The sequence below is a fragment of the Chryseobacterium sp. 7 genome (assembly GCF_003663845.1).
Taxonomy (GTDB): domain Bacteria; phylum Bacteroidota; class Bacteroidia; order Flavobacteriales; family Weeksellaceae; genus Chryseobacterium.
Map to the genome: position 1 here is coordinate 58,079 of NZ_RCCA01000003.1, position 19,312 is coordinate 77,390.

A 19,312-nucleotide genomic window follows, 5' to 3' on the forward strand; every position below is an offset into this window, starting at 1 on the left:
TTATGAAAATTCATCTTACAGCGATTATAAAATCTAAAGAAGAACATCAGGCAGAAGTATTGGAAGTTCTTCAGAATATGGTAAAAGAAACAAGAAAAGAAGAAGCCTGTGAGCTTTACAGTCTACATCAGGGCATTGAAGACAAAAATGAATTTGTGTTCTACGAAATCTGGAAAAACGAAGAAGGGCTGGCTCAACACAATCAGCAACCTTATATTCAGGCTTTCGGAGCTTTGGCAGATGAAAAGCTTCAGGAAAAACCACAGATTTATACCACTAATATCATTTAATATGAAAAAATTAGCATTTTTAATACTGGCTATCTTCACGATAGGCTTCGTACAGGCACAAACTAAAAAATCAAAAAATATGAAAAAGAAAATTTTATTTGTAGTAACCAGCCATGATAAAAAAGGCAGTACCGGCGAGGATACAGGATATTATCTGGGTGAAGTTTCTCATCCGTGGGAAGTTCTTCACAAAGCAGGATACGAAATTGACTTCGTAAGCCCGAAAGGCGGAACTCCTCCGGTAGACGGTTTTGATTTGAAAGATCCTGTCAACAAGGAATTCTGGGAAAACCAGGAATACAAAAATAAAATCGATCATTCTAAGACTCCATCCCAGGTTAATCCAAAAGAATATTCAACGATATTTTATGCAGGAGGACACGGAGCGATGTGGGATTTTGCAGACAACAAGGAACTGGCAGATATTGCTTCTAAAATTTATGAAAACGGAGGAATTGTAGCCGCAGTATGCCACGGACCTGCAGGTTTGGTGAATATCAAGCTTAATAACGGTAAATATCTTGTAGACGGTAAAAAGATCAATGCTTTTACCAATGAAGAAGAATCTGAAGTAAAATTAACCAACGTTGTTCCTTTCTTACTGGAAGATAAACTGAAAGAAAGAGGAGCAAAATTTGAAAAATCCGGGCTTTGGCAGAATCATGTGGTGGCAGATCAGCGAGTGATCACAGGACAGAATCCACAGTCAGCAAAAAGCGTTGGGGAAGCTATTTTAAAAGAATTAAATAAGTAACAGACAATTTTTAACCCCAACAAGTTAATCGATTTGCTGAAAATTGAGATTGTCTCAAAAATCAAATTATTTGAACTTTGTCATTCTGACGAAGGAAGAATCTCATTAACAATCATCTGAGATTCTTCATTACATTTCATTCAGAATGACATTTTTGTGATAACTTTTAGCAAACAAAAGTTTTAACGAGGTGGTTTACAACAATAATATTAAAGCAAACAAAATGGAATATAGAAAATTAGGAAACACTGATTTAGAATTATCAACAATCACGCACGGAGCTTTTGCCATCGGCGGAAACATGTGGGGAGGTAATGAAAAACAGGATTCTATCAATTCTATTCACGCCTCATTGGATCATGGCGTAACTTCTATCGACACGGCGCCTTTCTATGGTTTCGGACTGAGTGAAGAAATGATTGGTGAAGCCATCAAAGGAAAAGACCGTTCAAGAATTCAGCTTTTAACAAAATTCGGATTGGTTTGGGACGGAAGCAATAATGGCAAAGGAGAATTTTTCTTTGATGCAGAAGACGAAGGAAAAACCATTCCGGTTTACAAACTGGCTTCTAAAGAAAACATCATCAAAGAAGTTGAAGAAAGTTTAAAAAGATTAGGAACAGACTATATCGATCTTTTACAGCTTCACTGGCCGGACAGCACAACACCTATCTCCGAAACTATGGAAGCTATGGAGTTATTGATCCAGCAGGGAAAAATCCGTGCAGCGGGAGTAAGCAACTACAGTGTAGCTCAAATGGAAGAAGCCAACAAAACCTTACAACTTGCCAGCAACCAGGTTTCTTACAGCATGCTGAACCGCACTATTGAAAACGATCTTGTACCTTATTCTTTGGAAAATAATACAGGAATTATTGTATACAGCCCTATGGAAAGAGGTCTTTTAACGGGTAAATACTTCAAAGAAACTCAATTAAAGGACAACGACCACAGAAATGGATATTTTTCTCAGTTTGATCTGAATAAAGTAAAAACTTTCTTAGAGAAAATAGAACCTATCGCTCAGGAAAAAGGAGCAAGCCTTTCTCAGCTGGTATTAAGATGGACTACGCTGCAACCAGCCATTACAGTTGTATTGGCGGGAGCAAGAAATGCACAGCAGGCCATTGAAAACGCAAAAGCAATGTCTATTAACCTTTCACAGGAAGAATTGAACATTATCAATTCAGCGTTGAGCGAAATTTAATAGGACCGGAAGCTGGAAGAAGGAGGCTGGAGGTTATTGATTTCGGATAATAAATAGATTGGTTTACAATTTAACTTCAATTGTTATTCCAACGAAGGAAGAATCTCTTTGTTACCTACAGAATAGTACAATAGAAGACTGCTAATTATCAATATACTAATAGAACTTCCCTCCCCCAGCTTCCAGCTTCCCTTCCTTAACCCTAAACCTTATAAAAAATGAAAAATAATCTGATCAAAATGTTCGGGTTAGCCACTCTATTGGCTATTAACAATATTAGTTTAAGTGCTCAGACACTCGTCAATCCGGAAGACAAATCATGGTATCCTTCTGCTTACGGTGCGCAAGATGAGATTGGAGCCGCCAATCTGTTAACCCCCGAAGTTGTAAAACAGGCTTTAGGACTGGTAAAACAAGGCAAAACGTTACCACTTGCTGTTCCTATTGATAAAAATCTACCTGCTTTCAGACACAGAAGTTTCAACTTATACAATATTCAGCCCGGAGAGCAGGGTGGAAAAAGTATAGGACCCAATAAATTCACCTTCAATGACGAACTGGTCAACGGATGGACCGGAGTGGGAACACAGCTGAACGGTATCGGACACATCGGTATTGACAACATCTACTACAACGGAAATAAAGCAACAGATTTTGTAACGGTAGAAGGAGTAAAAAAATTGGGAGTTGAAAAAGTACCTCCTTTTGTTACCCGTGGTGTCGTTCTTGATATGACTGCTCATTATGGAAAATCAATCGTACCCGGAGGAACTGAATTTACGGTGGAAGACATCAAATCTGTTTTAAAGAAACAGGGACTTACTCTACGAAAAGGTGATATTGTTCTTTTTAATACCGGATGGCTTGAATTGATCGGTAAAAATAATCAGCAATTCCTGGAAACAGAACCCGGAATCGGAATGGATGCTGCAAAATGGCTTGCCGATCAGGGAATCGTTGCTTTTGGCGGTGACACCTGGGCTTCGGAAGTGTATCCAAACCCAAAAAGTAAAGAAGAATTTCCTATCAACCAGTTTATGCTGGCCAAAAAAGGAATCTACAACCTGGAACTGATCGATAGCCGTCCTTTGGTTAAACAAAAAGTATGGGAATTTTTATTTGTACTGGGACAGCCTTTATATGTAGGTTCTACTCAGGTGAATGTGAATCCTGTGGCGATTTATTAATGTAAATATTGAAAATATGATCTGAGAAACGGAGATACAATGTAATTCCGGTTTAAAAAATAAAATGAACCAAAAATTTATTTTTAGAATTAATACCCAAACCGTGTTACACTGTCACTTTGCATCTTGCATCAAAACGGCCTTCCAAAAAATTTGAAAGGCCATTTTTTTTAAAATAAAGTAAACATCCGTAGATGATGCAGTCTTCATTAACTACCATCCACCATCTCCACACTTCCTGGCTGCACTATTTTGCAACCGGAAGATGAGTACTTACTGCAATTCTGTTCCAGGCATTGATCGTTACAATAGCCATGATGATCTGAGCAATCTGATTATCATCAAAGAAAGACTTTGCTTTTTGATACGTTTCTTCAGTTAATCCTTTATCGCTGATCAGTGTAATTTCTTCTGTCATTGCCAATAGCACCTGCTCTTCTTCAGTGAAAAATTCTTTTGCTTCTGTCCATCCGTTCAGAATAAAAATTCTTTGAGGATTTTCTCCGTATTTGACAGCATCTTTGGTATGCATATCAAGGCAGAAAGCACATTTATTGATCTGTGAAGCTCTGATCTTAATCAGTTCTTTCTGAATGTGTGTTAAAGAAATAGTTTGTAAATATCCTTCCAATCCAAGCATGGCTTTATAGGCTGCGGAATCTACTGTTGCAATATTTAATCTTGCGCTCATAATATGTATTATTTTTTGGTTAATTGATCTATACTTAAAGAATAATGCTGCTGTACCGCCAGTAAAAGTGCGGCTGCACTTCCCACCCATACAGAATAGTTCAGTGGGGCTTTTGGACCTGATGCAATGGTCATGGATATGGCAAAAATCAACAGCAGGATACTGCTTCCATAGGCTGCAATTTTTGTTTTAAATCCAAAAATCAGCATCAAAGGAAAAAGAATTTCTAAGCAGGTAGCCGCATATGCTGAAACCGTGCTCAAAGCTTCCGGAAGAAAAAAGGTAAGCTGTCTTGTATATTCTTTAAAACTCTCCATGTTTCCCCATGATGAATTTTCTTTGCTCCACCACCCGAATCGGTCTGCCACTGCAGAAAGCATCGTAACGGCGAGAGCCAGTCTTAAAAAAAGTTGCGGGAATTGATTTTTATTATCTGTCATTGCATTAGCTTTTAATCACATGACAAATTTCCGGTTTCTGATCCGTAAAAATCTTAAACTGGTTTAAGATCGTAATTTTGCTCTGATTTCACTCAGATATTCCGGAGTAAGATTCAAAAAGGAAGCAATCAAATATTGAGGAATTCTCTGAATAAACCAAGGATATAAGGTACTGAAATGCATATAAAGCTCTTCTCTGGACATTTCATACAAATAACGGATTCTCCTTTCCGAAGCTGCATAAGCTCTTTGATAGATCATCCGGAAGTACCTTTCCATCACAGGATGTTTTTTTAATAATTCTTCCTGGCGCTCCAGATCAATCACCAAAATAGAAGAATGCTCTACCGCCTGTATAGAAAAATCCGTTGGGATCTGTCTTTCATAAGCAAATGTATCTGTTATCCACCAATTCTCAATGGCAAATTCCGTAGTTTGTTCCACTCCTTTCTCATTGATAAAAAACTTTCTCAGACATCCTTTCACTACAAAATACATCGTCCGGCAGACCTCTCCTTCCAATACCAACTTCTGTTTTTTTTTCACATCAAGAACTTGAAAAAAGGACACAATAGAAGCATATTCCTCGTTAGTTACAGTAATAAATTTGTTTAAATGTGATTTGAATGAGTCCATTGTAAGAATTAATACTCAAACTTAACTTTATTTTTTTAGTTTTACAATGATAAAATATTGAATCATGGAAATTGTTGCTAAAGTTCTGATCGCTGTTGTTGCACTGGAACATCTTTATATTCTTTGGATGGAAATGTTCGCATGGGAAACCAAAGGAAAGGAAGTTTTTAAAGCCGCTCTGCCTGCCGAAATGTTTAAACCGACAAAAGGACTTGCTGCCAATCAGGGACTTTACAATGGTTTTCTGGCTGCGGGACTGATCTGGTCTTTTTTGATTAAAGATCCACAATGGCAAACCAATGTGGCACTGTTCTTTTTAGGATGTGTAGCCGTTGCAGGAATCTATGGAGCAATTTCTGCTACTAAAAAAATATTTTTCGTTCAGGCTTTACCAGCTATCCTAACTATTATTGCTGTTTTATTGAAATAATTTCACTGATCATAAGATTTCTTTAAGACCACATTCAATGTCAATCTTCTCTTAACGCCAATGATAAGAGAAAAAAATCGTGGACACATCTCTTCAAAAAAAATACTGAAAATCAACATCTTACACGTACAAAAATTCATTTAATATAAAATTCGTAAATTTGCACCGTCATCAGAAATAGAAATATAGTTTTTTGATGCTGGCAAGCATTTTGATCAAATGTAGGCATTCAAGTTGTTCAGTACACATATCTGTAATTACCTCATCAGTAATTTAATTGTAGAATCTATGTAAAAGATTAACTTCTTTTTACATGATACACTCTTTTTCTAGAGTATAATCTATTGAAATATTTAAAATAAACATAGGGCCATCAGGTCTTTATGCTGTTATTTTTTTGTTTAAAGCTTTTATCACTAAAGGCCTTGCAAATTATTTTATCCTATCGTCATCAGCAGAACAACTAAAACTAAATGAATATAATGAATTGGTGTACAATTTCTTATATCAAATTATTAATTGAAAAATTCTGAATATGGAAAAAAATGAAAACACTAGAAAAGTAAAACTTAAAGTGGAAGATCTGACGATCATCTTTGGTAAAAACAAAGAAAAAGCTCAGGAACTTCTGGACAAAGGTTTTTCCAAAAAGGAAATTCTTGAAAAAACAGGTTGTACCATAGGAATCAACAAAGCCAGTTTTGAAATCTATGAAGGAGAATTCTTTGTCATCATGGGACTGTCAGGAAGCGGAAAATCTACTTTACTGCGTTGCCTTAACAGGCTGAATGAGCCCACTTCCGGAAAGGTATTCATCAATGACGATGATATTACCGGGAAAAACAACAAAGAACTGCTGGAAGTAAGGAGAACGGAAATGAGTATGGTATTTCAGAAATTTGGATTACTGCCGCATCATACGATTCTCGACAATGCAGGTTTCGGACTGGAAATCAGAGGAGAAGACAAAGCTTCCCGTGATCAAAAAGCACAGAAAGCATTGGATATTGTAGGATTAACCGGATTTGAAAATCAATATCCTTCCCAGCTTTCCGGAGGAATGCAGCAAAGAGTAGGATTAGCAAGAGCGTTGGCTAACGATCCTGAGGTTTTGCTGATGGACGAAGCTTTCTCCGCGCTGGATCCTTTGATAAAATCTGAAATGCAGGACCAAATGCTTGAACTGCAGAATACATTGCAAAAAACCATAGTCTTTATTACCCACGATTTGGATGAAGCCATTAAAATCGGAGACCGTATTGTCATTATGAAAGATGGGGTGATAGAACAAATAGGAACAGCGGAAGATATTTTAACCAATCCTGCCAGCGACTATGTGAAAGCGTTTGTTGAGAAAGTAGACCGTAAAACGATTATTACCGCAAGATCTTTAATGTTTGATAAAGCTACAGTAGTACGTTTCAGAAAAGACGGTCCTGAGGGAGCTTTAAGAAAAATGAGAGCTACAGGTCTGGAAAACTTACCTGTTGTAGACTTTCAAAATAAATTTCTTGGTTTTGTAACCCTTAACGATGTTGTCCGCATCGCCAAAAAGAAAGAACCTACAGTGGAATCCATTATCAACAGCAATGTGCCTTCGGTTTATCCTGAAGTAACTGTAGAAGAAATGTTACCACTGATCTCTGAAAACAAATCGTCCATCGCTGTGGTAGATGAAAACAACAAATTCTTAGGACTTATCACCCAATTATCGCTCATCATAGAAGCTACCAAGTTTAACGAAGAAGAGATTATAGAATTAAAAGAAATCGCAAACAATCAATAAGATGAATAAAACTATAGATATAGGCCAATATGTAGAAACTGCAATCAATTGGCTCACAGAAAACGGAAAGCCTGTATTTGATGTCATAAAACATCTGGGAAACGCCTCCATTATGGGAATTGAATGGGTTTTAATAAACACACCTTTTTATGTAATTATTCTCTTTTTTACGCTGCTGGCATTATGGAAAGCAGGAAAAGGCATTGCTGTAGTAACGGCTGCCGGATTAAGTTTAATATTTTTAATGGGACTGTGGAAAGAAACCATGGAAACGCTGGCACTTATTTTTGTGTCCACCATTACCGCTCTTATTCTTTCTATTCCTTTGGGAATTCTGGCTGCAAAAAGCAAAATAGCCGACAAAATCATTCGTCCTTTGCTGGATTTGATGCAAACCATGCCCGCATTTGTCTATCTGATTCCAGCTGTACTGTTTTTCAGTATCGGTAAAGTACCCGGAGCTTTTGCAACGATTATTTTTGCGATGCCGCCTGCGGTTCGATTAACCACTTTGGGAATTGAAGCCGTTCCGAAAGATATTGTAGAAGCGGCCAGAGCGTTTGGAGCCACCAACCGCCAGATCCTTTTTAAAGTAGAGCTTCCTTTAGCCATGAAAACAATCTTAACCGGAATCAATCAAACCATATTGTTATCATTATCCATGGTCGTTATTGCAGGAATGATTGCTGCAGGCGGTTTAGGAGAAAAAGTATTGGAGGGAATTAATAACCTGGATATCGGATTAGGATTTGAAAGTGGTCTATCCGTAGTGATTTTGGCCATTATACTCGACCGTATTACCCAGGGATTTGTAAAGAAAAAGCAATAAGATGAAACACATAAAATATCTGTTTTTACCCGTTTTAATGTTACTATTTACAGCATTAAGTTCGTGTGAAAATATAAAAAACTCTAAATACATTACCATAGGAATGGTGGATGGATGGGCGGAAGATGTTGCGATGACACACGTGGCAAAAGCCATTCTGGACAAACAAGGTTATTATGTTATTATTCAAAAAGCGTCTACCGATATGATTCTGGCTTCGATGAATAATGAAGATACAGACCTTTTCATGGGAGTGTGGCTTCCTTACACCCATGCTAAAAAACTGGCTAAGTTTCCGGGACTGACTCATCTTGGAACTAATTACGATAACGGCCGTATAGGATTAGTTGTTCCGGAATACGTTACCATTAATTCCATTGAAGAGCTCAATAAGCATAAAGATCAATTCAATCATAGAATTATTGGAATTGAAAAAGGAGCCGGATTAACCACCGGAACAGATAAAGCGATTGTTGATTATAAACTGGATTACCAGCAGATCAACTCCTCTACCATTGCCATGATCACCGAATTACAGAATGCCATACAACGTAAAGAATGGATTGTAGTAACCGGATGGCAGCCCCACTGGATGTTTGGTAAAATGAAGCTTAAGTTTCTTGATGATCCCAAAAAGATATATGGTGAAGCAGAACAGATTAAAACCTATTCCAGAAAGAGCTTTGCAAAAGATCATCCGGAGCTGGCCAAATTCTTTTCAAAACTTCATTTTGATGATGAAAATATGTCTGATCTTTTAATGAAAATGGAACAGAGTAAAAATAAAGAAGCTACTGCCAAAGAATGGGTGGAAGATCACGCTGAGCTGATACAATCGTGGTTAGATCAAAATTAATCAACAATTTGGTATTATTTAAAATCCTCAACTCTCAACGGGTCTGAGGATTTTTTGTTTATTAATCAGAAGAACTCATTGATTCTTTGATTTTCTCCCGATGAATAATCCCCCAATTCACCAAAGTTTCCGTTACAGGAAATACAGATTTTCCATATTCCGTCACTGCATATGTTACTGTAATTGGTTTTGTATCCTGAATAGTTCTTGTGATCAGAAGATTGGTTTCCAGTTCTTTTAATTCTTTGCTCAGCATTTTCGCAGAGATTCCTTCAATACTGCGTTCCAGCTTTTTAAAATGAATCATCTGATCCGGTCTGTTCGTCAGATATCGTAAAATCATCAGTTTCCATTTTCCTCCTAAAACATCCAGGCTGTCCCGCATCGCAAACAATTCTTCTGTGCAGCTGGCTTCTCTTTCGATGCCGTTTTCAATGATTTTTGCCATAATAGTTTCATGAAGGTAACTAGTTACCATTGGTTAACTAGTAGCAAATATAAACTATTCCCTCTTTACATTTGTGTATCAAATTAACAATAATGAAAGCAGTTATTTTAAATAAAAACGGAAAGCTGGAAGACGGATTTGCAGAACAGCCCAAACCCAAAAGCAATGAAGTTTTAATCCAAATCAGAGCAAGTGGTTTCAATCCCATCGATTATCAGATGCTGGAAAATGAATTGGAACGAAAACTGATCAGTTCCCCAATATTAGGAAGAGAATTATCTGGAATTGTAGTAGATAAAGGTTCCGAGGTTACAGACTTCAATATTGGAGATGAAGTCTATTGTGGAAGCGGCTCCATGGGAAGCAACGGCACTTACACTGAATATATTGCCGTTCCTGAAGCCATTGTTTCTTTTAAACCTAAAAATATTTCGTTTGAGCAGGCAGCAGCTATTCCTTCTGCAGGGCTTACTTCTTTGCAGATCTTTAACCGTTTAAAATTAAACCCAGAAAACACCGTTTTAGTAACGGGTGCAACCGGAGGTGTGGGATCATTTCTGATTAAACTTTTATTAGCTCATAATATCCGGCAGATCACAACAACTGTTGGCAGTGAAGAAAACAGACAAATTCTTCTCAGATTAGGTTTAAAAAACCATCAGATCATCAGTTATAAAGAAGAAAATCTGATTGAAAATATTTTAAAAGCTAATAACGGCCAGCCTTTCGAATATGGAATTGATCTGGTTGGGAACTCCATGTCAGAAGTGACGGCCGAAGTTTTAAAAATTAATGGAACTTATGTGGATGTAACCGCTTTGGTTACTAAAGATGCACATGAAATTCTATTTAATAAAGGGAGCCTGATCATGAATATCTCCAATTATACCTATGGAATGATAAAAAAATATGAGTATTATAAAAACAGTTTATTTCAAATAAAGAAACTTATTGAAAACGGCACGATTCTCCCTCCACAATATAAAATTGTTGGAAACCTTTCTTTGGATACCGTTTTGCAGGCACATTCCATTCTAAAAAACAATCAGACCCAAGGTCATAAACTGATCATGAAACATTAATCTATGAACAAAATACCAAGAAGAATCGTAACAGGAACGAAAGACGGAAAATCTGCTATTATAGAAGACCAACAGGTAGAAAATGCTGTGGAACATTTTCCGGGACTTATCATTTCAGATGTATGGAATACCCAGACAATGCCGGCCAGCCTGGACTTTGAAACAAGAATTCCCAATACCGGATTTCCGCAAACACCTAAAAATGGCACTTATTTTCGATATGTTGTTGTCCCTCCGGATAAAGATTTAGGTGTAGAATGGAAAAAGAATGAGCCTCATCCGATGATGCATCAGACACCAACACTGGATTATATCATTATTCTTTCCGGTGAGCTCTATCTCACCATGGAAGAAGGCGAAACTCTTCTGAAACCGGGTGACATCGTCATTCAAAGAGGAACGAATCATGCATGGAGCAACCGTTCTGATGAACCTTGTATTCAGCTGGCTGTTTTGATCGATGCAAATATTTAAATTTAGACGACTATATAAGATTTTACACCATTGTCATTCTGATGAAGGAAGAATCTCATGTAAAGCTTAGATTCTCCATTTCACTGCGTTACATTCAGAATGACAGCGTCATGATAACAAGATAGCAGGATTAATGTGAAATTGTATATAGTCGTCTAAATTTAAATATCACATATTATAAAGCAGAAATCTCCAACAGCTTCTGCTTCATTTTTTCAGGCGTCATCTGCCCTTCCTGATAATACACCAGATTCTGATGCTTATCCAGAAATACCCACAAAGGATAAACAGGCTGATTTTTATTCTTAGACAAAGCCAGCGCCAATTCATGAATTCCGGAATTTCCATTCTGCAGATATTCAAACTCCTGATTTTGGAAATGAATTTTTTCCTTCGTCTTTTCTGCCTCGAAATTGACAAAATAAAAATGATCATTGATCATATCAACCAGCTCTTTATCTTTACTCATACGGAAAGATTCAATCTTACAAACCGAGCACCAGTCCGTGTAAAGATGAATAACAACCGGCTTGGGATTTTCTTTCTGCTGAACCTCAAGATCAGAAAAAGTGCCTGTCTTCATCTGAGACAGATAAAAACAGGGCACTAACATTAAAAATAAAGCTATTTTTTTCATTTTAAGGTATATTTTACTCCCAGAAATCCTCTGATTCCCTGCATCGGTGCATAGCCGTATGCCGTATCAAAAGTATAATGATTAGGATTGTTGATGGGATCATCAACATGTTTATCAAATGGGTCAAATGGTCTCATCAAAGGGTCTTTAGGCCTGAAATTGAATAAATTTTTCATCCCGCAATACACTTCAAATCCGGATTTAAAGCTCTTGGACACCTGAATATTAGCCAAAGAATAAAATGGTGAATACTCAGGGCGGTAATCGTTCACAAGAACAGGAAGCCTCATCGGTCCGTAAAACTGTCCTGTAAAGTCGATGGTCAGGTTATTCTCGAACTTATATGTCAGGTTATAGGTACCACTCCATTTCGGAGCATGCAGCTGCTGTGTTTTTTGATTTTCATTATCAAATTTCTGGTATACGTCCAGATAAGTTACTCCCAGATTAACACTCAAAGGAAACTGAAAACTAAAATCCACATTCAGGGAAGCTCCTCTTGAAATTCCGTATCCGTGAAGATTATCATAAATAATTTTATTGGGATCGGAATCAAAATCTCCTACGATTTTATTACTGAAATAAGTATAAAATGCAGAAGCGTCTAGATTCACCATTCTGCTGCCTACAGGGATTTTCCAGATATAATTTAAATTTCCATTAATAGATCTTTCCGGTTTCAAATCAGATTTTACGACCACTTCCCTTGAGCCTGTCAATGCCGCATGATCTTCCGTAAATAAATTAACCACTCTGAATCCTGTTCCAAAGTTGAAACGTAAAGTGTGATATGGATTAGGATTAAATTTCCATGCAAACCTCGGTGAGTGTACGGAATGATGTACTTTATCATAATCATATCGGTAGCCAAGCAATAACGTATTTTTATCATTGATTTCCCATTGATCCTGGATAAAAGCACCCCAGATAGGTGACTTCATCGGGGCATTAGTAATGCCGTCTGCTGCTAAAGTTCCCGGCGTATTGTCATCATAAAAAGTTCTTTTGAAAGTAAGTCCGGCAATAATATCATGTTTCCCGAAGCTTCTGTCCCAATACGTCTGTACAAAAGCTACCTTTTGTGTAGCATTGAAAGGATTGGATCCATAAAAAGAGTTCTGATCATGATAATTGTAGGAAAACTGAGTCACAATATGTTCTTTCATCGGCCATTCATACAATCCGAAAATCTCTGCTCTGTTGGTATAAATACTTTCTCCGTATACTTCGTCACTTCCGCGGTAAGATTTATTCCACTGCATTTCTCCCCCAAAACGGTCTTCATACAAGTATCTCATCGCAAAACTTGCCTGCCTGTTTTCTTTTCTCTTAAAATTCCACTTGTTGAATACGGAAATTCTGCTTTGTAAAGTGGCATCTGTGAAATTATCTTTGTTCTGATCTATTCTTTCCTGAAAACTGAAATAATTTAAACTTAATAATGAGGCGGCATTTTTTCCTACATTGAATTTCGTAGAAAGATCAAGATTATTTTCAAACCAACTCGATGTCATCAGATCAATACTTAATTTAGGAGCGGTCAGTGCGTTTTTGGTGATAATATTAATCACTCCTCCCATCGCTTCCGAACCATAAATAGACGATGCAGGACCTTTCACAACCTCTATTCTGTCAACCAGACTATTCGGAATTCCACTTAGTCCATATACAGTAGAAAGTGAACTTACAATCGGCATTCCGTCAATCAGAATCATGGTATAAGGTCCTTCCAGTCCATTGATGTGAATATCCCCTGTATTACATACGGAACAGTTCAGCTGAGGTTTTACCCCGTTCACCATTGCAATGGCTTCAAAAATGCTGGGAGTAGGATTTTTCTGAAAAAATTTCTGACTGTAAATTTCTACTGCTACAGGACTTTTGGATCTGCTCATCGGTTTTATGGTACCGGTAACCACTACATCCTCGATGTTACTTGTCTTGAATTCCCTCTTCATAACTTTTGCAGAATCCTGACTCTTAGTCTGCTGTAAGCTCAAACTGTCCGTCTCCTGCGCAAAACAATAGGTTGATAAAAAAGTAATAGAAAATAATATTCGCTTCATGAAATTAAAATTGTTAGACAAATCTAACAATTATTTTTCAAATACAAAACTTAATGCAAAAAATATAGATTGAGTCAATTCATGAAAAATGATTAAATTTGAGAAACTACATATCAAAGTAAAATGAGATATCATCAATCGGGAAATATCCCACCAAAAAGGCATACGATCTTTAAGTCTCCGGAAGATAAATTTTACTATGAGCAGCTTTTCGGTACAGAAGGCTTCCATGGTATTTCTTCTCTGTTATATCATATCCACCGCCCTACTCAGATTAAATCTATCGGCGAGCCGAAAGATGTCACTCCTAAAATCGCTGTGGAAAAAAATGTGGCTCCAAGAATGTTTAAGGGAATGAATGTAACTCCTGAAGACGATTTTATGGACAGCCGAAAAATCCTTTTGATGAATAACGACCTGAAAATGGGATTGGCAAAGCCAAGAAAATCGATGGATTATTTCTACAAGAATGCAGAATGTGATGAGCTTTTGTATGTTCATAACGGAACCGGAATTTTGAAAACATTTGTAGGAGATCTTGAATTTGTAACCGGAGATTATCTTATTATTCCGAGAGGAACCATTTATCAGGTGGAGCTGAAGTCTGATGATACAGTCTTTTTTGTATTAGAAAGCCACTCTCCTATTTATACTCCGAAAAGATACAGAAATGAATTCGGGCAGCTATTGGAACATTCTCCGTTCTGTGAGAGAGATATGATTGCTCCTACTTACAAAGAACCCATAGATGAAAAAGGAGAATTCCTGATCAAAGTAAAAAAAGAAAACCAGATTACAGATTTTATCTACGCAACACACCCGTTTGATGTAGTTGGCTGGGATGGCTATTTTTATCCTTATAAATTCAATATTAAAAACTTCGAACCCATTACCGGAAGAATTCACCAACCGCCACCGGTTCACCAGAATTTTGAAGGACATAATTTCGTGGTATGCTCATTCTGTGCAAGAATGTATGATTATCATCCACAGGCAATTCCTGCACCATACAATCACTCCAACATTGATTCTGATGAGGTATTGTTTTACACAGAAGGTGATTTTATGAGCCGTAACCACATTGATTTGATGGACTTTACCCTTCACCCTGGAGGAATTGTGCACGGACCTCACCCAGGCGCTATGGAAAGAAGTATCGGTAAAAAATTCACGGAAGAATATGCCGTAATGGTAGACCCTTTCCGTCCTCTAAAAATTACAGAAGAAGCTTTAAAAGTAGAAGATCCTTCTTATAAAACTTCATGGTTGGAATAAAACAGTAAAATTATCAAAAAAGTATTGCTGAATATAGAGAAAAGACGCTTTAAATCCTTTATTTAAAGCGTCTTTTTTCGTAAATTTGTGAGGTATGGTTACCATATTAACCATCATTATTTTTCATGACGCATCCTAAGTAATGGTGGTTTAAAACAAAATCAATATTACATGTTAGAAAGAATCAGATTAGAAAGTCTACACGAAAAAGTTACTACAGCTGAAAATGCAGTAAAAATCATTAAAGACGGTATGACCATCGGGTCCAGCGGCTTTACAAAAGCAGGTGACAGCAAAGCGATTTTGCCAGCACTCGCAGAAAGAGGAAAAACAGAAGAACTGAAAGTCACTCTAATGACCGGAGCTTCATTAGGCCACGGTACAGACGGAAAGCTGGCAGAGGCCAATGTTTTGAAGAAAAGAATGCCGTTTCAGGTAGATCCTATCTTAAGAAACAAAATCAACAATGGTGAAATTCTCTTCATCGACCAGCATTTAAGTGAAAGTGCCGAACTTCTTCACACCAAAAATCTTCAAAGCATAGATGTAGCCATCATTGAAGCCGCCTATATTGAAAGAGACGGAAGCATTGTTCCAACTACGTCTGTAGGGAATTCAGTGACTTTTGCAGCTTTGGCTAAAAAAGTGATCATTGAAATCAACACCGAAGTTCCTGAAGAAGTCTACGGAATCCATGATATCTACCAGGCAGAAGATTATCCTTACAGAAATGTGATCCCAATTGTAGCTCCGTGGAACAAAATCGGGAGAAAAAGCATTCCTGTAGATCCTGAAAAAATTGAAGCCATTGTTTTTACCAACCGTAAAGACAGCCCGGCTGATATTGCAGAACCGGACGAAAAAACAACGGCCATTGCCAAGCACCTTCTTGCTTTCTTTGAGAATGAAGTTCTTTTAGGACGTCTTACAGACCGGTTGCTCCCTTTACAGGCAGGAATCGGTAAAGTTGCCAATGCTGTTCTTACAGGATTCAAAGACAGTAATTTTTATGACCTGACTATGTTTTCGGAAGTACTACAGGACAGTACATTTGACCTCATAGATTCCGGTAAGCTAAGCTTTGCATCAGCATCTTCCATTACCGTTTCTCAGGAATGCTATGAAAGGGTTTTAGGAAACCTTTCAAAATATAAAGATAAATTTGTTTTAAGACCACAGAATATTTCCAATACACCTGGATTGATCAGAAGATTAGGAGTCATCGCCATCAATACAGCCATTGAATTTGATATTTATGGAAACGTAAACTCCACCCATATCGGAGGAACAAAAATCATGAATGGAATTGGAGGTTCCGGAGACTTTGCAAGAAATGCTTACTTAAGTATTTTTGTAACTCAGGCTGCTTCAAAAGGCAATAATATTTCCCACGTTCTTCCTATGGTTTCCCATACTGACCATACGGAGCATGATGTAGATATTCTGGTAACAGATGTCGGGCTGGCTGACTTAAGAGGTCTGGCGCCAAGAGAAAGAGCACAGAAAATCATCGACAATTGTGTTCATCCGGATTATAAGGAAGAACTACAATCTTATTTCGACAGAGCCTGTGAAAAAGGTGGCCATACTCCTCATCTATTGCAGGAAGCATTCAGCTGGCATTTACGATTTGCAGAAACCGGAAGCATGAAGCAGAAAACAGTTGTAGAAACGGCCAATTAAGATTTTTCATCAAAATAATAAATAAAAAAGAACTGAATGCCAATGCATTCGGTTCTTTTTCTTTGTAATACTAACTGTCTTATTTACATGACAAAAATCTGTATAATATACCCCCAATATTTATATAAATATAAAATTATAAAGATTATCTTTGAAAGAATAGAAGTATTTTATCAACTGTAAAGAATACTCTGAACACCCTTAAAAAAGACAAAATATGAATAATTACATCAGTGCAGAAGAAGCAATTTATACGATAAAAAGTGGAAACCGCGTATTTTTCCATGGTAGTGCATGTACTCCCAATTATCTGATTGATGAGCTGGCAAGGCAGGCTAACCGTTTACAAAATGTGGAGATGGTTTCCATTACCCAGCAGGGAAATGTAGAAATTGCAAAGCCTGAATACAAAGACAGTTTTTTCATTAATTCCTTATTTGTTTCCACTCCTGTGCGTGATGCCGTGAATTCTGACCGCGGAGATTTTGTTCCCGTTTTCTTAAGCGAAATTCCTATTTTATTCAGAAAAAATATACTGCCTCTTGATGTAGCTATCGTTACAGTTTCCCCTCCGGACAAACATGGTTTCTGTACCTTGGGAACTTCTGTAGACATTGCAAGAGCAGCGGTAGATACCGCAAAAATTATTGTAGCCATCGTCAATCCGAGAATGCCCAGAACCCATGGAGATGGGATGATCCATATCAGCAGAATTCATAAGCTGGTCTGGCATGAAGAAGAGCTTCCTACCGTAGATTATGGCTCCAAAGTAGGTCCTGAAGAAATGCTTGTAGGAAAAAACGTGGCTGAGCTTATCGAAGACAGATCTACCCTTCAGATGGGTATCGGGACTATTCCTGATGCGGTACTGAAATGCCTTACCAATCACAAAGACCTGGGAATTCATACAGAAATGCTGAGCGATGGTGTTATTGATCTGATTCAGGATGATGTAATCAACAACAAATACAAAGGCTACAACGATAATAAGACCATTACGAGCTTCTGCTTCGGAACCAGAAAACTTTACGATTATGTAGATGACAATACCGTATTTGCTTTCAGAGACGTAAGTGAAGTGAATTTTCCAATCAACATCATGAGAAACAAAAAAATGGTAGCCATCAATTCTGCCATTGAAATAGACCTTACAGGACAGGTATGTGCAGATTCTATCGGAACCATGCAGTACAGCGGCATCGGGGGACAAATGGATTTTATGCGGGGTGCCGCTTTAAGTGATGACGGAAAACCTATCATAGCCATTACCGCAAGAACGAAAAAAGGAATTTCCAGAATTGTTCCTTTTCTTAAACAGGGTGCCGGTGTAGTCACCACAAGAGGCCATATCCATTATGTCGTTACGGAGTATGGAACTGCTTATCTGTATGGTAAAAATCTCCGTCAAAGAGCACAGGAACTGATAAGCATTGCCCATCCGGATGACAGAGAAATGTTGGAAAGAGCAGCTTTTGAAAGGTTTAAACACTGATAATCAAACCATAAAGATTTTAAAATTCATTTCAATGTGAAAACTTAAAATAAATTTTGAAATCAACATCAAAAAAACATACGAAAATATTAATATTTTGGCAGTATATTTGATAAAACTCATTCAAAAACAAGGAAATTGAAAACTATATATAATTCGATACGAGACGAGGTTGTAAAGCATTCGAAGGTAAGGAATTCTGTTTTGGGGAATGTGAGTGAATGGAAGAGAAGCCATTATATTATTCTTTCCGAAATCATCAAAGATGAACTCTCTGAAGCCGAAGAGCTGAAAGGAGGCAAAAAATTTGAAATCGGAAATACCATTTCCCATGTTACCCTTCAGCGTTTTTTTGAAAACGATTACCAGGATAAAACCCACAGTGATTTAAGATTTTTAAAAACATTAGATAAAATCTGCATCTTCTTAGGATATAAAGACCTTAATGATTACATTCTTACCGTCAGATACAAAAAACAGGACGATGATGAAAATGATGACCAGTCATACCTTACCAAAATGGTGTATGATTACTGTGCCTCAGCTTTTGAATTCTATAAACTATTCCCCACACACAATACAGAACTTTTAAAAGATTTGGTATTTGATGATTCCCCTTTCCTGGAAAGAGCATCACAATTCAGTAAAGAACTGTGTGACAGGGATTTTCATTTGGTGACCAAAAACAACAGATCCAATTATGAGGTCTTTGATATTCATATTGTTACAGATGAACCGGACAAAAAAATATTAGAATCTCAGGAATTCTGGAATCTTCTGTTCAAAGTAGGAGAAACCGGAGAAGAGCATTTTGTGAATCAGCTGAGTACTCAGATTTATTTTATCCGAAAAATAAATGACACCTGGAAGATTTGGGATAATTACAATCCTGATGCAGGAATGTTGAATAAAAGAATTGAAACAGTCTGAAAAATTAAGAAAGCCGTAGAGAATCTCTGCGGCTTTCATGTTTCGAAATATTTTTTTCACTTGTCTTTTGTATTACAAATGTAAGTAGCCCATTTGAGACTTAAGAAACTTAAATATAC

20 protein-coding genes are annotated in these 19,312 nt (G+C 37.3%); 14 read left to right on the forward strand and 6 right to left on the reverse strand.

Annotation, left to right across the window (positions count from 1 at the left end):
* The first annotated feature begins 2 nt into the window (after window positions 1–2).
* The 4 genes from CLU97_RS21990 (at window position 3) to CLU97_RS22005 (ending at window position 3,438) form a co-directional block, all read left to right on the forward strand.
* Window positions 3–290, forward strand: a complete 288-nt coding sequence (locus tag CLU97_RS21990; protein WP_121490005.1) for a putative quinol monooxygenase — start codon at window positions 3–5, stop codon at window positions 288–290.
* A gap of 1 nt (window position 291) precedes the next feature.
* Window positions 292–1,044, forward strand: coding sequence for a type 1 glutamine amidotransferase domain-containing protein (locus CLU97_RS21995; RefSeq protein ID WP_228437907.1), 753 nt, complete (start codon window positions 292–294; stop codon window positions 1,042–1,044).
* Between the two features lie 223 nt (window positions 1,045–1,267).
* The gene (locus tag CLU97_RS22000) at window positions 1,268–2,251 is read left to right on the forward strand and encodes an aldo/keto reductase (protein ID WP_121490006.1); all 984 of its coding nucleotides are present in this window, start codon (window positions 1,268–1,270) and stop codon (window positions 2,249–2,251) included.
* A gap of 218 nt (window positions 2,252–2,469) precedes the next feature.
* Entirely contained in the window at window positions 2,470–3,438 is a 969-nt protein-coding gene (locus CLU97_RS22005) for a cyclase family protein (protein WP_121490007.1), read from the forward strand.
* A gap of 247 nt (window positions 3,439–3,685) precedes the next feature.
* Here CLU97_RS22005 and CLU97_RS22010 read toward each other — a convergent pair whose 3' ends face one another.
* The 3 genes from CLU97_RS22010 to CLU97_RS22020 all read right to left on the reverse strand — a co-directional run bounded on the left by CLU97_RS22010 (window position 3,686) and on the right by CLU97_RS22020 (window position 5,205).
* Window positions 3,686–4,129 carry a carboxymuconolactone decarboxylase family protein gene (locus CLU97_RS22010; protein ID WP_121490008.1) on the reverse strand — a complete coding sequence of 148 codons (444 nt, stop codon included), beginning with the start codon at window positions 4,127–4,129 and terminating at the stop codon, window positions 3,686–3,688.
* A gap of 8 nt (window positions 4,130–4,137) precedes the next feature.
* Window positions 4,138–4,569 carry a DoxX family protein gene (locus CLU97_RS22015; RefSeq protein ID WP_183084659.1) on the reverse strand — a complete coding sequence of 144 codons (432 nt, stop codon included), beginning with the start codon at window positions 4,567–4,569 and terminating at the stop codon, window positions 4,138–4,140.
* Between the two features lie 63 nt (window positions 4,570–4,632).
* The gene (locus CLU97_RS22020; protein ID WP_121490009.1) at window positions 4,633–5,205 is read right to left on the reverse strand and encodes a Crp/Fnr family transcriptional regulator; all 573 of its coding nucleotides are present in this window, start codon (window positions 5,203–5,205) and stop codon (window positions 4,633–4,635) included.
* A 64-nt stretch (window positions 5,206–5,269) separates the two neighbouring features.
* Between CLU97_RS22020 and CLU97_RS22025 the strand changes: the two genes are divergently transcribed.
* The 4 genes from CLU97_RS22025 (at window position 5,270) to CLU97_RS22040 (ending at window position 9,106) form a co-directional block, all read left to right on the forward strand.
* Window positions 5,270–5,635: a DUF1304 domain-containing protein gene (locus CLU97_RS22025; protein ID WP_121490010.1), complete on the forward strand. Its 366-nt coding sequence runs from the start codon at window positions 5,270–5,272 to the stop codon at window positions 5,633–5,635.
* Between the two features lie 535 nt (window positions 5,636–6,170).
* The gene (locus CLU97_RS22030; protein WP_121490011.1) at window positions 6,171–7,421 is read left to right on the forward strand and encodes a glycine betaine/L-proline ABC transporter ATP-binding protein; all 1,251 of its coding nucleotides are present in this window, start codon (window positions 6,171–6,173) and stop codon (window positions 7,419–7,421) included.
* Between the two features lies 1 nt (window position 7,422).
* Window positions 7,423–8,250, forward strand: coding sequence for an ABC transporter permease (locus CLU97_RS22035; protein ID WP_121490012.1), 828 nt, complete (start codon window positions 7,423–7,425; stop codon window positions 8,248–8,250).
* Between the two features lies 1 nt (window position 8,251).
* Entirely contained in the window at window positions 8,252–9,106 is an 855-nt protein-coding gene (locus tag CLU97_RS22040) for a glycine betaine ABC transporter substrate-binding protein (RefSeq protein WP_121490013.1), read from the forward strand.
* A gap of 61 nt (window positions 9,107–9,167) precedes the next feature.
* Here CLU97_RS22040 and CLU97_RS22045 read toward each other — a convergent pair whose 3' ends face one another.
* On the reverse strand, window positions 9,168–9,554 hold the full coding sequence (locus CLU97_RS22045) for a winged helix-turn-helix transcriptional regulator (protein WP_121490111.1): 387 nt from the start codon (window positions 9,552–9,554) through the stop codon (window positions 9,168–9,170).
* A 92-nt stretch (window positions 9,555–9,646) separates the two neighbouring features.
* On the opposite strand from CLU97_RS22045, the gene CLU97_RS22050 reads away from it, so the two are divergent.
* Together CLU97_RS22050 and CLU97_RS22055 are read left to right on the forward strand one after the other, a co-directional pair.
* Window positions 9,647–10,636, forward strand: a complete 990-nt coding sequence (locus tag CLU97_RS22050; RefSeq protein ID WP_121490014.1) for an NADP-dependent oxidoreductase — start codon at window positions 9,647–9,649, stop codon at window positions 10,634–10,636.
* A 3-nt stretch (window positions 10,637–10,639) separates the two neighbouring features.
* Window positions 10,640–11,110, forward strand: a complete 471-nt coding sequence (locus CLU97_RS22055; protein ID WP_121490015.1) for a cupin domain-containing protein — start codon at window positions 10,640–10,642, stop codon at window positions 11,108–11,110.
* A 175-nt stretch (window positions 11,111–11,285) separates the two neighbouring features.
* Here the strand turns inward: CLU97_RS22055 and CLU97_RS22060 are convergent, their stop codons facing one another.
* Both CLU97_RS22060 and CLU97_RS22065 read right to left on the reverse strand, forming a co-directional pair.
* On the reverse strand, window positions 11,286–11,747 hold the full coding sequence (locus CLU97_RS22060) for a thioredoxin family protein (protein ID WP_121490016.1): 462 nt from the start codon (window positions 11,745–11,747) through the stop codon (window positions 11,286–11,288).
* Window positions 11,744–13,813: a TonB-dependent receptor plug domain-containing protein gene (locus CLU97_RS22065; protein ID WP_183084660.1), complete on the reverse strand. Its 2,070-nt coding sequence runs from the start codon at window positions 13,811–13,813 to the stop codon at window positions 11,744–11,746. The genes CLU97_RS22060 and CLU97_RS22065 overlap by 4 nt, the downstream gene beginning before the upstream one ends.
* 123 nt (window positions 13,814–13,936) lie before the next feature.
* Here CLU97_RS22065 and CLU97_RS22070 point away from each other — a divergent pair, with 123 nt between their 5' ends.
* The 4 genes from CLU97_RS22070 to CLU97_RS22085 all read left to right on the forward strand — a co-directional run bounded on the left by CLU97_RS22070 (window position 13,937) and on the right by CLU97_RS22085 (window position 19,193).
* Complete coding sequence (locus tag CLU97_RS22070; RefSeq protein ID WP_121490017.1) at window positions 13,937–15,088, forward strand: homogentisate 1,2-dioxygenase; 1,152 nt, start codon at window positions 13,937–13,939, stop codon at window positions 15,086–15,088.
* A 171-nt stretch (window positions 15,089–15,259) separates the two neighbouring features.
* Window positions 15,260–16,771, forward strand: a complete 1,512-nt coding sequence (locus tag CLU97_RS22075) for a succinate CoA transferase (RefSeq protein WP_121490018.1) — start codon at window positions 15,260–15,262, stop codon at window positions 16,769–16,771.
* A 217-nt stretch (window positions 16,772–16,988) separates the two neighbouring features.
* Window positions 16,989–18,263 carry an acetyl-CoA hydrolase/transferase family protein gene (locus CLU97_RS22080; protein ID WP_121490019.1) on the forward strand — a complete coding sequence of 425 codons (1,275 nt, stop codon included), beginning with the start codon at window positions 16,989–16,991 and terminating at the stop codon, window positions 18,261–18,263.
* 138 nt (window positions 18,264–18,401) lie between these two features.
* Window positions 18,402–19,193, forward strand: coding sequence for a hypothetical protein (locus CLU97_RS22085; protein ID WP_121490020.1), 792 nt, complete (start codon window positions 18,402–18,404; stop codon window positions 19,191–19,193).
* Window positions 19,194–19,312 lie beyond the last annotated feature (119 nt).